Raw genomic sequence first — 13,879 nt, forward strand, 5'->3', positions numbered from 1 at the left:
GAACCGATGGGGAGGCTGGGATGGCCGGGACGGATGAGGAAGCCGTCGCCGCCGACGATGCGCTCTACGTGCTCACGGCGGTGCTGCTGACGCCGGCGAAGTTCCCGAGCGTGCTGGGCGACGACTACCCGGAGGCGTGTGCGGCGCTCGGTCTCCCGCCGCTCGCCGACGGGTACGGGCTGGTGCTCGGGCAGGACGGCGAGGGGGCCCGGTGGACGGTCGTCGTCGACGACGTCTCGCTGGTCGCCGTCGCGATCGCGTCCTGGGACTGCGGCATGGAGCACGACCTGTCGCCGGACGAGCGGACGGTCGTGACCGCGCTGCCCGGCTGGCCCCTCGCGGTCGCCGTCACGGCGCCGAACGTGCCCGCGCCGCACGATCCCGGCCCCGACGTCGCGGACCGGCCCCCGCTGTCTCCGCCGGACACGAGCGTCTGGGGCCCCGCCCAGCGCCGCCTGGGCGCCGACGAGATCGCGCTGCAGTGGGCGATGTGGCGGGAGCAGGTCGACGACACGGCGTTCGCGGCGCCCGGCGGCTCGGGGGCGGCGGCCGGCGGCGCCGGGGTCTCCCCGGAGGGCGGCGCGGAGGACGGCGGGCGGGAAGGCGGCAGCGGCGGCCGGCGGCCGGTCCGCAGCGGCATCCGGCGCGTCCTGGCGGAGGCGCGCGCCTATGCCGACTCGCCACCGCCGCTCGGCCGGGTCCGCTCGTCCTTCGCGCCGGGCGGCGCGCGCATCCTGCGGGCCGACGGTCCCGGCTGGTCGCTGGTCGCCAGGACCGACGACATCGCGTTCGTCCTGCTGGACGACGAACCCGGTGAGGTGCTCCCGGTGGGCCGGGGGCCGGAGCTGCCGGGACTGCTCGAAGCACTCGACAGGATGGCCGTACGACCCCTCTGAGCCCTCCCGGTCCCGCCGGAGGGCCGCGGAAGGACTGTGGAAGGGCCGCGGAAGGGCGCGGAAGAGCTGCGGAAGGGCTACGGATGACGGAAGTCGGCATGTGGTGACCCCCTACGCGCAGGTGTCGTTCCATAGGGCCCCAACCCATCGATGACGGCGCGGTCGCACCTCACCATGGGGCAGCCCCGTACCCCTCTTCCGTCCGTCCTCCCGGAGGCCGTCATGCGTCCGTCCCGTGGTGTTCCGTTGCTCGCCGTCGCCCTCGCGGCGGCGGCCCTGACCGCCCCGTCCCCGGCCCGTGCGGCCGGGGACGGCCACTGCGCGCACCAGGAACGGGTGCGCGTGCCCGGCGCCGCCCATCAGCGCAGTGCCTGTCTGCCCGACCTGACCACCACGGGGCTGGCCGGCACCCCGTACACCGACATGGCCGACCAGGCGGGTCTGACCGCCGCGGCCACCCGGTCGCCGTCCGGGGTGCCCGGTGTGCAGATCGACGGCTACTTCCCGGACTCCTCCCGCTCCAACACCACCCACGGATGGCGGCACGACGCGCAGTTCGTCATCCGGTTGCCCGACCGCTGGAACGGCGGGCTGGTCGTCACCGGCGCGCCCGGCAACCGCAAGCAGTACGCGACGGACGAGGCGATCTCCGACCAGGTGCTGGCCCGGGGCTACGCGTACGCGGCGACCGACAAGGGCAACACCGGGGTCGACTTCTACCGTGACGGGACCCGGCCCGGTGACGCGGTCGCCGAGTGGAACGCCCGGACCACGCAACTCACCCGGGCGGCCCGGCGCGCGGTGGCGCAGCGCTACGGGCACGCCCCGCGCCGCACGTACGTCACCGGCATCTCCAACGGCGGTTACCTCACGCGCTGGCAGTTGGAGAACCACCCGGAGCTGTACGACGGCGGGGTGGACTGGGAGGGCACCCTGTGGGCGGCCGACGGGCACCACCCGCTCACCTCCCTGCCGGTGGCGGTGGCCCGGATGTCCGGCACGGCCGGGGACGAGGACATGTACGCGGCGGGCTTCGCACGCGGCTCCGAGTTCCTGTGGCCGTACCACGAGAAGGTCTACTGGGGAATCACGCAGAAGATCTACCGCGCCGAGTTCGACCCGGCCTACGACCCCGGATGCCCCGGCCCCTCCGCGGGGTCGACGACGGAGCAGGTCCTCGCACCGTGCGCCTCCGACGCCGCCTACGACTTCGCCTCGCGCCCCGACTCCGTGCACCGCGCCGTGGCCCGGGTGTCGCTGACCGGGCGCATCGGCCGGCCGCTGATCACCCTGCACGGCGATCTGGACGCGCTGCTGCCGAAAGCCACCGACTCCGATGTGTACGCGCGCATGATCGACACGGCCGGGCGGGGTGCGCTGCACCGCTACTACACGGTGCAAGGCGGCACGCACGCCGACGGGCTGTACGACACCCACCCGGACCGGCTGCGGCCGATCCTGCCCTGTCACCGGTCGGCGTTCGACGCCTTGGTGGCCTGGGTGGAACGCGGGGTCAGGCCCCCCGCGGACCGGACCGTCGAGCGGCCCGCGGAGGGTGACGTGGTCGACTCCTGCGCACTGGACGCCGGTGGGGCGGTGGCGCGGTAGCGCCTCAGCGGCCCAGCTCCTTGCGCGAGACGCGGCGCAGCCTGCGCCGCTGCGAGGGGTCCAGGGTGAGGTACGCGGCGGCCGGGACTCCCAGGATGATCAGAAGCGCGGCCCACCAGGGCAGCCAGATGAGCAGGACGAGCCCGGCCGCCACACCCCCCGCGGCGATCTTGGCGTTCTTCGACATGAGTGTCGCCTCCTTCGCGGCCACTGCCGCTCTCTGTCGTGAGAACGGGCCCGCGCTTTCGGCGGTTCCGGACCGCGACCCTGAGACGCCCCTGAGGTGCGCCCCCTAGGGTCTTCGGGAGGGCCCGCCGGGGCCTCCCTTGGAGGAGGGCTCACGACGACGCCTTCATGGTGACCCGTCTCACACCGCAGGCATACCCGGTCGACGCCGCTCATGCGGTACCCTCGGCGACTCCGACTTCAGTAGTCAAATTTGAGGACTTGTCATCGCTGAGCAGACCACTCCCCCGGCGTCCTCCTCCGTACACTCCCGGCTGGCCGGCTGTCCGGCCGTGTTCGTTCCCGGTGACCCCGCCCGCACCGGCCGGATCGCCTTCTGGCGGCCCGACGGTTCGGCTCCTCCCGTCGTGGACACGGCGTCGGCCGGCCGCCTGACCGTCGTCGTGCCCGGCGACGACGGGGTCGAGGCGGTGCGCGTGCCCGCCACCCTGGTGCCGGTGCCCGCCGCGCTCCCGCTCCTCACGCGTGCCCGGGCCGGCGGTGCGGGGCACCGCGCGGCACGGTTCTGGGGGGCCGCCGCCGTGCAGGCCCTGCACCTGGTGGCGCGCGGTCTGCTGCTGCCCGGCCTGTCCCCCGACGACCACGACGCCTGGCGCGTCGGCCCGCTCGACGCGCAGGACGTCGAGGCGGTCCGCCGGCTCGCCGCCGCCATGCCGCCGGAAGCACACGCCGCGCCGCTCGACGGCACCGGGCCGCCGCGCCTGCCCGACCCCGAACGGCTGCTGCGCGCCTTCCTCGACGCGGTCGCCGACGCCCTCCCCCGCTCCCCCGCCGCCCACCTGGTCACGGGCACCCCGGCCTTCGCGGTACCGGAACCGCAGCGACTGCCCGGGCTGCGGGCCTGGGCCGCCGACGTCGCCGCGGGCCACGACGCGGGCGTACGGCTCTCCCTGCGGATCGAGATGCGCGGGCCGGCGGACGCGGCGGACGACACGTCCGACGGCGCGGACGTGTCGTTCCGGGCCGTGCTCCAGATGCACGACGTGAGCGATCCCGCCCTCGTCGCGGACGCCGCCGAGGTGTGGGCCGGGGCCCCGGACACCGCCTTCGGCCCCCGCGCGCGGATGGACGCCCTGCTCGCGCTGCGACGCGCCGTCCGGGCCTGGGCCCCGCTCGCGCCCCTGTTGTCGGCGGCCGTGCCGGACGCGGTCGACCTCGCCGAGGAGGAGGTCGCCGAACTCCTCGGCGAGGGCACCCGGGCGCTGGCCGGCGCGGGCGTCGACGTGCACTGGCCCCGGGAGCCGGTCCGCGGACTCACCACCCGCGCGAGGATCGGGCCCGCGGACGACGGGCCGGAGCCCGGGAGGACCGGCCTCCCCGGAGGGCCGTCGTTCCTGTCCGCCGACGCGCTGCTCGCCTTCGACTGGTCGTTCGCCGTGGGCGACCGGCCCCTCACCCGCGAGGAACTGGACCGGCTCGCCGAGGCGAACCGCCCCCTGGTGCGGCTGCGCGACCGGTGGGTGCTGGTCGACCCCCGGGAAGTCCGGCGCGCCCGGGCGCGCCAGGACCACAAGATCGCACCGGTCGACGCGCTCGGCGCGGCCCTGACGGGCTCGGTGGAGGTCGACGGCAGCCTGATCGAGGTGCGCCCCACCGGGTGGCTGGCGGCGCTGCGGGACCGGCTCGCGGAGCCCGGCGCCCGGGAACCGGTCGCGCAGCCGGCCGCCCTCGCCGCCACGCTGCGGGACTACCAGCGGCGCGGCCTGGACTGGCTGGTCCGCATGACCTCCCTGGGCCTGGGCTGCTGCCTCGCCGACGACATGGGCCTGGGCAAGACCGTCACCCTCATCGCCCTGCACCTGCACCGGCAGACCGACCCCTCGTCGGCGGGGCCCACCCTCGTGGTCTGCCCGACCTCGCTGATGGGCAACTGGCAGCGGGAGATCGAGCGGTTCGCGCCCGGTACCCCGGTGCGTCGCTTCCACGGGGCGCGGCGCGCGCTGGAGGACCTGGCCGACGGCACGTTCGTGCTCACCACCTACGGCACCATGCGCAGGGACGCGCCCCGCCTCGCCGAGGTCGCCTGGGGGATGGCCGTCGCCGACGAGGCCCAGCACGTGAAGAACCCGTACTCGTCCACGGCCCGGCAGCTGCGTTCCATCGGCGCACGCGCGCGCGTGGCGCTCACCGGCACGCCGGTGGAGAACAACCTGTCGGAGCTGTGGGCGATCCTCGACTGGACGACGCCCGGGCTGCTGGGCCGGCTCGGCACCTTCCGCAGGCGGTACGCGGACGCCGTGGAGGGCGGACAGGACCCGGCCGCCGCGGACCGGCTGGCCCGGCTGGTACGGCCGTTCCTGCTGCGCCGCCGCAAGTCGGACCCGGGGATCGCACCCGAGCTGCCGCCGAAGACGGAGACCGACCACGCCGTGTCGCTCACCCCGGAACAGGCGGGGCTGTACGAGGCCGCGGTGCGCGAGGCGCTGGCCGCGATCGCCGGCGCGGACGGCATGGCCCGGCGCGGGCTGATCGTGAAGCTGCTGACCGGCCTGAAGCAGATCTGCAACCACCCGGCGCAGTTCCTCAAGGAGGAGCGGCCCGTGGTCGCCGGGCGGTCCGGGAAGCTGGAGCTGCTGGACGAACTCCTCGACACGGTCCTCACCGAACGGGCCGGCGTCCTGGTGTTCACGCAGTACGTGCGGATGGCCCGGCTCCTGGAACGGCACCTGGCGGCGCGGGGTGTGCCGGCGCAGTTCCTGCACGGCGGCACGCCGGTCGCCGAGCGCGAGGCGATGGTGCGCCGCTTCCAGGACGGCGAGGTCCCGGTCTTCCTCCTGTCGTTGAAGGCGGCGGGCACGGGGCTGAACCTCACCCGCGCGGAGCACGTCGTGCACTACGACCGCTGGTGGAACCCCGCCGTCGAGGCGCAGGCGACCGACCGCGCGTACCGCATCGGCCAGACCCGGCCCGTGCAGGTGCACCGGATCGTCGCCGAGGGGACGATCGAGGACCGCATCGCCGAGCTGCTGGTCCGCAAGCGGGAGCTGGCCGACGCGGTGCTGGGCTCCGGTGAGGCGGCGCTCACGGAGCTGACGGACAAGGAACTGGCGGATCTGGTCGAACTGCGAGGGGGACGGCGATGACCCGGTACCACGGTGACGGGGCCGACGTGGAGCACACCTTCGCCGCGCTGCCGCCCGCGCGGGGGCAGGGTTTCGCGCGGACGTGGTGGGGCCGGGCCTGGCTGACGGCGCTGGAGGGCACGGCGCTGGACTCCGGGCAGCTCAAGGCGGGCCGCGGGCTCGCGCGCGCGGGAGCGGTCGGCGCGGTGTCCGTGCGGCCCGGACGCGTCACGGCGGTCGTGAAGGACCGCGACGGAACGGCCCACCGGGCGGACGTCCTGCTGCAGGAGCTGTCCGCGGAGCAGTGGGACCGCTTCCTGGACATGACCGGCGAACGGGCCGGGCACGTCGCGGCGCTGCTCGACCGGGAGATGCCGGCGCACCTGGTGGAGGACGCGGAGTCGGCCGGGGTGGAACTGCTGCCGGGCCCGGGTGATCTGGAGCCGGAGTGCGGCTGCGGCGCCTGGGACCACTGCGGCCACACGGCGGCGCTCTGCTACCAGGTGGCCCGGTTGCTGGACCGGGACCCGTTCGTCCTGCTGCTGCTGCGGGGACGCGGTGAAGGCGCCCTGCTGGACGCGCTCCGGACGCGCGACGCGGCCTGCGCCGGCCGGCCCGCCCGGCCGGAGGGCGTGGACCCGGCCGAGGCGTACGCCGCCGGGGACATCCTGCCGTCGCTGCCCGGCCCTCCCGCGCTCCCCGCGGAACCGGGAATCCCGCCGTCGCTGGACACGGAGACGGCGCCGGCTGCCGGGAGCGATCCGTCCGCGCTGGAGTTCCTGGCCGCGCGGACCGCCGCGCGGGCCCACCGCCTGCTGGCGGAGGCGCTGCGGGAAGGGCACGAACGGCATCCCGTGGAGCCCGAGCCGACGGTGGCGGTGGACGCGGTACGGCTGGCCGCCGGGGAGCCCGCACGCGCGGTGTCCGAGCGGCTCGCCGAGGGGTCGGGGCGCGGCGGGGAGGGACTGGCCGTGGCCGTACGGGCCTGGCGGCAGGGCGGTGCGGCGGCACTGGCCGTGCTCGACGAGGAGTGGACGGTGCGGGGCGAGGACCTCGCACGCGCGCGGGCCGCCCTGGAGACGGCCTGGTCCGAGGACGAACGACCGGTGTTCCGGTCCCGGGCCAACCGCTGGACGGTGGTCGGCGCGCCCGTCCAGCTGCGCCTGGGCCGCGACGGCCGGTGGTGGCCGTACCGCGAGGAACGCGGCCGCTGGCTCCCGGCGGGCGGCCCCGCCCCGGATCCGGCGACGGCCCTCGCGACGGCGGAGCGCGCCGGCGGGGAGTAGGCGGACCGCGGGCGCGCCGGGTGCCGCGTTCGGTCAGGGCGGATCCACGTCCCCGAGGGACGGCAGGAGCGATTCGAGCCCGCTCGGCAGCTCGGTGGGGAAGCCGGACGGCAGTTCGGTCGGGAGACCGGACGGCAGCCGGCTCGGCAGACCGCTGGGCAACCCGGAGGGGAGGTCCAGCGACGGGCCGGGCAGGCCGTCCGTGGCCGTGCCGCTCTCGGCGGGCTCCTTCTCCGGGTCGTCGTCACCCGACGCCGTCAGCACGACGAGCAAGACGGCGACGACGGCCGCGATCACGGTGAGCAGGACGAACAGGACCCTGCGCCCGCCGGGACCGCGCCCCGGGTCGCCCCGGTCGCCGGGCGGCCGGGGCGGCGGCGCACCGCCGTGGGAGGGCGGTCCGAAGCGGCCGCCCGGAGGCGGCGGTGTGTCACCCGGCGGGCCGGGCGGCGGCTGGGGCGGTACGGGTGGCGTGGCCATACGCGCCATGGTCGCCGCGGATCCCGGCCCGGCGCGAGGACGCCGCGGGGAACTTGATACGGAGTCAGGGCACGGGCGCCATGACTCCGGCGTACTCCGCGCGGAGGCACGCCCGTACGGCGTCGGCACGCGCGGGGCGCGGACATGGCACCGGCGCGCGCCGAACGGGGCCGTGACCAGGCGCGTCCCGCACGCCGGGCCGGGCCGTGACCGGGCCCACCGCGCGCCGGGCGGGTGGACGGACGCGCCCCGCGCCGAGCGGGCACGGACGGCAGCCCGCCACGGGCGGTACCGCGCGAGGGGCGCGGTCGCCGGTGCGACCGCGCCCCTCGCGTCCGGAGCTCAGCCCCGGGCCCCCAGCAGGTGGTCCATCGCCAGCTGGTCGAGGCGCTCGAAGGCCATGCCGCGCGCGGCGGCGGCGTCGACGTCGAAGTCCTCGAACGCCGACCGGTCGTCGAGCAGGGCCTGGAGGCCGTCGGCCGCGGTGGGCTCGGCCAGCTGGTCCAGACGGGCCGCGCGCAGCGCCTCCTGCACCTCCGGGTCCGCGCGGAAGGCCGCCGCGCGCTCCTTGAGGATCAGGTAGTTGCGCATGCAGCCGGCCGCCGAGGCCCACACGCCGTCGAGGTCCTCGGTCCGCGGCGGCTTGAAGTCGAAGTGCCGCGGGCCCTCGTACCCGGCCGACTCCAGCAGGTCCACCAGCCAGAACGCGGCCCGCAGGTCGCCCGCGCCGAAGCGGAGGTCCTGGTCGTACTTGATGCCGGACTGGCCGTTGAGGTCGATGTGGAACAGCTTGCCCGCCCACAGCGCCTGCGCGATGCCGTGCGGGAAGTTCAGCCCGGCCATCTGCTCGTGGCCGACCTCCGGGTTGACGCCGTACAGCTCCGGGCGCTCCAGGCGCTCGATGAACGCCAGGGCGTGGCCGATGGTGGGCAGCAGGATGTCGCCGCGCGGCTCGTTCGGCTTGGGCTCGATGGCGAAGCGGATGTCGTAGCCCTGGGCGGTGACGTACTCGCCGAGCAGGTCGAAGGCCTCCTTCATGCGGTCGAGGGCGACCCGCACGTCCTTGGCGCCGCCGGACTCGGCGCCCTCCCGGCCGCCCCAGGCCACGTAGGTCTGCGCGCCGAGCTCGACCGCGAGGTCGATGTTGCGGATGGTCTTGCGCAGCGCGTAGCGGCGCACGTCGCGGTCGTTGGCGGTGAAGCCGCCGTCCTTGAACACCGGGTGGGTGAACAGGTTGGTGGTGGCCATCGGCACCTTCATGCCGGTGTCGTCCAGCGCCTGGCGGAACCGCTTGACGTGCTCCTCCCGCTCGCTGTCGCTCGAGCCGAAGGGGATGAGGTCGTCGTCGTGGAAGGTGACGCCGTAGGCGCCCAGCTCGGCCAGGCGGCGCACCGACTCGACCGGGTCGAGGGCGCGCCGGGTGGCGTCGCCGAAGGGGTCCCGTCCCTGCCAGCCGACGGTCCACAGTCCGAAGGTGAACCTGTCCTCGGGGGTGGGCTGGTAGCTCATGCCGCGGCTCCTTGCTCGCTGAGACTATTTCGTCATGGCGGTTTACAAATTAGTATGCAGGAACATTTCTGGGAAGAGACTCACCCCGCTGAGCCGCGGAAGAGGGAGAGACCGATGTCAGCAGCCGAGGGCCCGCTCGTCGTCGGCGTGGACACGTCCACGCAGTCCACCAAGGCACTGGTCGTCGACGTGGCCACCGGCCGGGTCGTCGCGAGCGGCCAGGCCCCTCACACGGTGACCTCCGGGGCGGGCCGGGAGAGCGACCCGCGCCAGTGGTGGGACGCCCTGCGCGAGGCGCTGCGCCAGTGCGGCGAGGCGGCGCACGAGGCCGCCGCCGTGTCGATCGGCGGGCAGCAGCACGGCCTGGTCACCCTGGACGAGCACGGCGAGCCGGTCCGTCCGGCGCTGCTGTGGAACGACGTGCGGTCCGCGCCGCAGGGCCGCCGGCTGATCGAGGAGCTGGGCGGCGCGAAGTTCTGGGCCGAGCGCACCGGAAGCGTGCCCGCGGCCTCCTTCACGGTCACCAAGTGGGCGTGGCTGGCGGAGCACGAGCCGGAGGCGGTCCGCGCCACCAAGGCCGTCCGGCTCCCCCACGACTACCTCACCGAGCGGCTCACCGGCCAGGGCACGACCGACCGCGGCGACGCCTCCGGCACCGGCTGGTGGGCCTCCGCGACCGAGGCCTACGACGAGGAGATCCTCGCGCACGTGGGGCTCGACCCGGCACTGCTGCCCCGTGTCGTGCGGCCCGGCGAGGTGGCCGGGACCGTGCGCGACGGCCACGACCTGCCGTTCTCCAAGGGCACCCTGGTGGCGTGCGGCACCGGCGACAACGCCGCCGCCGCGCTGGGCCTCGGGATACGCCCCGGCACGCCGGTGATGAGCCTCGGCACCTCGGGCACCGTGTACGCCGTGTCGCGCCGCAGGCCGGCGGACCCGACCGGCACCGTGGCGGGCTTCGCCGACGCGCGCGGCGACTGGCTGCCGCTGGCCTGCACGCTCAACTGCACGCTCGCCGTGGACCGGGTGGCGAGCCTGCTGGGCCTGGACCGCGAGGCCGTCGAGGCCGGTCCCGGCGTCACGCTGCTGCCCTTCCTGGACGGCGAGCGCACCCCGAACCTCCCCCACTCCTCCGGCCTGCTGCACGGGCTGCGCCACGACACGACCGGCGGCCAGCTGCTCCAGGCCGCCTACGACGGCGCCGTGTACTCCCTGCTCGGCGCGCTGGACCTGGTGCTCGGCGAGGACGACGAGGACGCCGATCCGTCGTCGCCCCTGCTGCTGATCGGCGGCGGCGCCCGGGGCACGGCCTGGCAGCAGACCGTACGGCGGCTGTCGGGACGGCCCGTGCAGGTGCCCGAGGCCAGGGAACTCGTCGCGCTGGGTGCGGCGGCGCAGGCGGCCGGGCTGCTCACCGGGGAGGACCCGGCCGCGGTCGCCCGGCGGTGGAACACGGCGGCGGGCCCGGTGCTGGAGGCGGTGGAGCGGGACGAGGAGACGCTGGCCAGGATCGCCGGGGTACTCTCCGACGCGGCCCCGCTGCTGGAGCGCGCCCCCGAGGCCGTGTGACGCGCGGACCGCGGACACCGCCCCCGAAGGCACCGTGCCGACGGCAGGGACCGACGGCACGGGACGACGACGCAGAGACCGAGGACTGACGGAGGAATGAGCACACCGCTGCACGAGGCCGGCCCGGCCGGTCCGGGGCGCGCACTGCCCGACACCCAGCAGGGCATGCGCCGCCGCAACCTCTCGCGGGTGCTGCACACCGTCAGCGCCGAGGGACCGCTGTCCCGGGCCGCCGTCGCCTCGCGCATCGGGCTGACCCGCGCGGCGGTCTCCACCCTGGTCGACGAGCTCATCCGCTCGGGGCTGCTGGAGGAACTGGGCCCCGAGCGCCCCGGACGCGTGGGCCGTCCCGGCTCGGCGCTCGCCGTCAGCGGGCGCGGCCCCGCGGGGATCGGCGCCGAGGTCGGCGTCGACCACCTCGCGGTCTGCGCGGTCGACCTGCGCGGACGCGTCCGCTCGCGGGCGGTGCGGCAGGTGGCGAACCGGGACCGCTCCCCCGAGTCGGTGCTCGGGGACCTCACCGGGCTGGTCCGCCGGGTCGTCGCCGAGGCGGAGGCCGAGGGCCTGTGGCCGGCGGGGCTCGCCGTGGCCGTGCCCGGTCTGGTCGCGCGCGACGCCCGGACCGTCGTACGCGCCCCGAACCTCGGCTGGCACGACACCGACCTCGGCGAACTGCTGCCGGTCCGGTTCCCGCTCACCGTGGCCAACGAGGCCAACTTCGGCGCGCTCGCCGAACTCTGGCTCGGCGAGGGGACCTTGCGGGACTTCCTCCACGTGTCGGCCGAGATCGGCATCGGTGCCGCGGTGGTCGTGGACGGGCGGCTGCTGCGCGGGAACCGTGGTTTCGCGGGCGAGTTGGGCCATGTGCCGGTACGGCCCGAGGGACCGCGGTGCGCGTGCGGCGGACGCGGCTGCCTGGAGCAGTACGCCGGCGAGGAGGCGGTGCTGCGCGCGGCCGGCCTGGAGCCGGGCGAGGACCGCGTCGGCGTGCTCGCGGGCCGCGCCGAGCAGGGCGACGCGGACGTACGGCGCGCCCTGCACGACGCGGGAACGGCGCTCGGCATCGCCCTGACCGGGGCGGTCAATCTGCTGGACCCCGAGGGCGTCGTGCTGGGCGGCGCGCTGTCCGGGCTCGCGCCCTGGCTGCTGCCGTCGCTGCGGTCCGAGCTGGCCCGCCGTACGGCGGGACCGGTCTGTCCCGTCTCCGTGTCCGCGCTGGGTCCCGAGGGACCGCTGCTGGGCGCGGCGCACTCGGTGGTGCGGGGGGTCCTGGACGATCCGGCGGCCGTCGCCGGGCGGACCTGAGACGGCCGGCCGCCCATGGGCGCCGGGGAGCGGGGCGGCCGCCGCCGTCAGCCCCGCCCGGTCCTCTCCCCGGGTTCCCCGCGGCCGGGCACGGGGACGGGGACGCCGTGCCGGGTCACGGGGTCGCACGAGGCCCTCGCCCGCCGCGGCGTGACCGCGGCCGGCGGCCCCGGTACTTCACCTCTCGATTACGAATCGCTCAACTCCTGGTTTCCGCACGGTGAGCAGGCGACGATGAGCGCATGACACCGGCGCAGCGAGCCATGGAACGGCTGGGGACATGGCCCGATCTCACGGTCTGTCCGGCGGGTTGCGGTACGGGGCAGGCGCTCCGCACCAGCCGTGACGAGATCGTCCACTTCCACTCCGCCCGGGACGTGGACCTCCACCTCACCCAGCGCGCCATCCAGCGCTTCCACTACGACCTGGGCGGGTCGAGCGCGATACAACTGGTCCCGGGTTCGTGCTGGGTGACGGTGCACCTGGACTGCACCACGGACGTCGACCTGCTGCTGAGCCTGGTGAGCGTCGCCCTCAAGGCCCACCAGGCCCGGCCCCGCTCCGCCGGATCGACGGCGGCCGGGTGCAACTTCCACCGGGTCACCGTGCTGCCGCGCGACCCGGTGACCGACCGCTGAGCCGCCCGCCCGGCCTTCCGGGACCGGTCCTCCGGGAGCGGCCCCCGGGACCGTCCCGCCGGCCTCACGGCCGCAGACTGCCGACGATGTCCGCGGTCGCCGTGAGGCCGCTGTGGATGGTGGGGGCGATGCTGGTGCTGGCCAGGTAGAAGCCGAGCAGCAGGCAGACCAGGGCATGGGAGATCTTCAGCCCGCCGTTGCGCAGGAAGATCACCGCCAGGACCGAGAGCAGCAGCACCACAGAGATGGAAACGGCCATCGTCAACCTCCTCCGCCACGTCCGCTTCGCGGCGTTCGGCCGCAAGTGTGGCGTAGCGGAGGGTTCGTCCGGGCGGCTGACCTGTCCTCCGAACGTGTGGTGTCACGCCCTCCGGTGGGCGTCGAGGAAGGATTCCAGCCCTGCGAGGTCGTCGGTGTTGAGGAAGTCGACGTCCGCGGCGACCAGTTCGCCCCACAGCGCGTCCCGCGCGGGCCCCGGGAGGTCCGGGGTGGCCCAGAACCGCACCTTCTGACCGCGGGCGTGGGCGGTGCCCACGAGGTCCCGCAGCTTGCGGCGCTCGGCGTCGGGGAACGCGCCGACGCCCCGCCAGGTGAAGTTGAGCGTCCAGTTGTCGCTGATCAGCGGGATGAAGGAGGACCGCGCCGGGCCGCCGAGGTCGGCGAGCCGGCCGTCGTAGAAGGCGCGGCGCACCCGCTGGGCCTCCATGGGGCCGCGGGCCGCGCGGTCGCCGGAGACGACGGCGGTGACCGGTCCGGGCAGGACCCGGCCGTGCGCGTAGGTGGTGAACAGGTGCCGGTAGCGGCGCAGCCGGCGGTCGAGTTCGAGGTAGGTGGACGAGCCCTCGGTCTTGAGGTCGACGAGGAGCTGGAGCGGTCCCCGGTGACCCCGGTACACGGAGCCGCGGTTGGCCCGGACGCGGGCGGCGAGCGGTTCGAGGTAGAGGGATTCGAGGGTGCGGGACGGGTCGAGGTCCTCGGGGTCGTGCGCGACGAGGAGTCGGCCGCCGACCAGGAAGACGTCCGCCTCGACGCTGCCGAAGCGGTGGTCGAGGGCGTCGAGGAGGGGGCGCGGGTGCTCGTAGTCGTTGTGGGCGTGGGCGCGCCACAACGGACGCGGGTGGGGTCCGCGTTCGCCGGCCGGTGCCCGGGTCGCGGGCAGCGCGACCGAGCCGGCGAGGGCGGTGCCGAGGGTGGTGAGGGCTCTGCGACGGGTGGTGAGGGCCATGCTCTGCCTCCCTGGTGGGGCCGTACGGGAACGGTGGGGTACCGCCCGGTCGGGC

12 protein-coding genes are annotated in these 13,879 nt (G+C 75.5%); 7 read left to right on the plus strand and 5 right to left on the minus strand.

Features of this window, described 5'->3' with window-relative positions:
* Positions 1-20: 20 nt before the first annotated feature.
* Together GL259_RS07030 and GL259_RS07035 are read left to right on the plus strand one after the other, a co-directional pair.
* The gene (locus tag GL259_RS07030) at positions 21-896 is read left to right on the plus strand and encodes a hypothetical protein (protein WP_159530242.1); all 876 of its coding nucleotides are present in this window, start codon (positions 21-23) and stop codon (positions 894-896) included.
* Positions 897-1,118: 222 nt separating this feature from the next.
* Positions 1,119-2,504 carry a tannase/feruloyl esterase family alpha/beta hydrolase gene (locus tag GL259_RS07035; protein WP_159530244.1) on the plus strand — a complete coding sequence of 462 codons (1,386 nt, stop codon included), beginning with the start codon at positions 1,119-1,121 and terminating at the stop codon, positions 2,502-2,504.
* A 4-nt stretch (positions 2,505-2,508) separates the two neighbouring features.
* Here GL259_RS07035 and GL259_RS07040 read toward each other — a convergent pair whose 3' ends face one another.
* Entirely contained in the window at positions 2,509-2,691 is a 183-nt protein-coding gene (locus GL259_RS07040; RefSeq protein WP_159530246.1) for a hypothetical protein, read from the minus strand.
* A 331-nt stretch (positions 2,692-3,022) separates the two neighbouring features.
* On the opposite strand from GL259_RS07040, the gene GL259_RS07045 reads away from it, so the two are divergent.
* Entirely contained in the window at positions 3,023-5,833 is a 2,811-nt protein-coding gene (locus GL259_RS07045) for a DEAD/DEAH box helicase (protein ID WP_243762268.1), read from the plus strand.
* Positions 5,830-7,098: an SWF or SNF family helicase gene (locus GL259_RS07050; RefSeq protein ID WP_159530248.1), complete on the plus strand. Its 1,269-nt coding sequence runs from the start codon at positions 5,830-5,832 to the stop codon at positions 7,096-7,098. Before GL259_RS07045 ends, GL259_RS07050 begins: the two co-directional genes overlap by 4 nt.
* A 33-nt stretch (positions 7,099-7,131) precedes the next feature.
* On the opposite strand, the gene GL259_RS07055 is transcribed toward GL259_RS07050, so the two are convergent.
* Together GL259_RS07055 and xylA are read right to left on the minus strand one after the other, a co-directional pair.
* Entirely contained in the window at positions 7,132-7,578 is a 447-nt protein-coding gene (locus GL259_RS07055; RefSeq protein ID WP_159530250.1) for a hypothetical protein, read from the minus strand.
* Between the two features lie 342 nt (positions 7,579-7,920).
* Positions 7,921-9,087 carry a xylose isomerase gene (xylA, locus tag GL259_RS07060; RefSeq protein ID WP_159530252.1) on the minus strand — a complete coding sequence of 389 codons (1,167 nt, stop codon included), beginning with the start codon at positions 9,085-9,087 and terminating at the stop codon, positions 7,921-7,923.
* A gap of 114 nt (positions 9,088-9,201) precedes the next feature.
* Here xylA and xylB point away from each other — a divergent pair, with 114 nt between their 5' ends.
* From xylB to GL259_RS07075, 3 genes are all read left to right on the plus strand, one after another.
* A complete protein-coding gene (gene xylB, locus GL259_RS07065) occupies positions 9,202-10,656 on the plus strand; it encodes a xylulokinase (RefSeq protein ID WP_159530254.1) in 1,455 nt (484 codons plus the stop codon).
* A gap of 96 nt (positions 10,657-10,752) precedes the next feature.
* Positions 10,753-11,961 carry an ROK family transcriptional regulator gene (locus GL259_RS07070; RefSeq protein ID WP_159530256.1) on the plus strand — a complete coding sequence of 403 codons (1,209 nt, stop codon included), beginning with the start codon at positions 10,753-10,755 and terminating at the stop codon, positions 11,959-11,961.
* A gap of 242 nt (positions 11,962-12,203) precedes the next feature.
* Positions 12,204-12,599, plus strand: a complete 396-nt coding sequence (locus GL259_RS07075; protein WP_159530258.1) for a luciferase family protein — start codon at positions 12,204-12,206, stop codon at positions 12,597-12,599.
* 64 nt (positions 12,600-12,663) lie between these two features.
* On the opposite strand, the gene GL259_RS07080 is transcribed toward GL259_RS07075, so the two are convergent.
* A complete protein-coding gene (locus GL259_RS07080) occupies positions 12,664-12,858 on the minus strand; it encodes a hypothetical protein (protein ID WP_159530260.1) in 195 nt (64 codons plus the stop codon).
* 102 nt (positions 12,859-12,960) lie between these two features.
* Positions 12,961-13,824 (minus strand): phosphatidylinositol-specific phospholipase C/glycerophosphodiester phosphodiesterase family protein, encoded by an 864-nt coding sequence (locus GL259_RS07085; RefSeq protein WP_159530262.1) that lies wholly within the window; start codon positions 13,822-13,824, stop codon positions 12,961-12,963.
* Positions 13,825-13,879 lie beyond the last annotated feature (55 nt).

This window comes from Streptomyces sp. Tu 3180, from assembly GCF_009852415.1.
Taxonomy (GTDB): domain Bacteria; phylum Actinomycetota; class Actinomycetes; order Streptomycetales; family Streptomycetaceae; genus Streptomyces.

What these genes read in the sequence shown, in the direction of transcription:
- GL259_RS07080 (WP_159530260.1), bottom strand. Translation starts at nt 12,858, where the DNA reads ATGGCCGTTTCCATCTCTGTGGTGCTGCTGCTCTCGGTCCTGGCGGTG.
- GL259_RS07070 (WP_159530256.1), top strand. Translation starts at nt 10,753, where the DNA reads ATGAGCACACCGCTGCACGAGGCCGGCCCGGCCGGTCCGGGGCGCGCA.
- GL259_RS07085 (WP_159530262.1), bottom strand. Translation starts at nt 13,824, where the DNA reads ATGGCCCTCACCACCCGTCGCAGAGCCCTCACCACCCTCGGCACCGCC.
- GL259_RS07030 (WP_159530242.1), top strand. Translation starts at nt 21, where the DNA reads ATGGCCGGGACGGATGAGGAAGCCGTCGCCGCCGACGATGCGCTCTAC.
- GL259_RS07075 (WP_159530258.1), top strand. Translation starts at nt 12,204, where the DNA reads ATGACACCGGCGCAGCGAGCCATGGAACGGCTGGGGACATGGCCCGAT.
- GL259_RS07040 (WP_159530246.1), bottom strand. Translation starts at nt 2,691, where the DNA reads ATGTCGAAGAACGCCAAGATCGCCGCGGGGGGTGTGGCGGCCGGGCTC.
- xylB (WP_159530254.1), top strand. Translation starts at nt 9,202, where the DNA reads ATGTCAGCAGCCGAGGGCCCGCTCGTCGTCGGCGTGGACACGTCCACG.
- xylA (WP_159530252.1), bottom strand. Translation starts at nt 9,087, where the DNA reads ATGAGCTACCAGCCCACCCCCGAGGACAGGTTCACCTTCGGACTGTGG.
- GL259_RS07050 (WP_159530248.1), top strand. Translation starts at nt 5,830, where the DNA reads ATGACCCGGTACCACGGTGACGGGGCCGACGTGGAGCACACCTTCGCC.
- GL259_RS07035 (WP_159530244.1), top strand. Translation starts at nt 1,119, where the DNA reads ATGCGTCCGTCCCGTGGTGTTCCGTTGCTCGCCGTCGCCCTCGCGGCG.
- GL259_RS07055 (WP_159530250.1), bottom strand. Translation starts at nt 7,578, where the DNA reads ATGGCCACGCCACCCGTACCGCCCCAGCCGCCGCCCGGCCCGCCGGGT.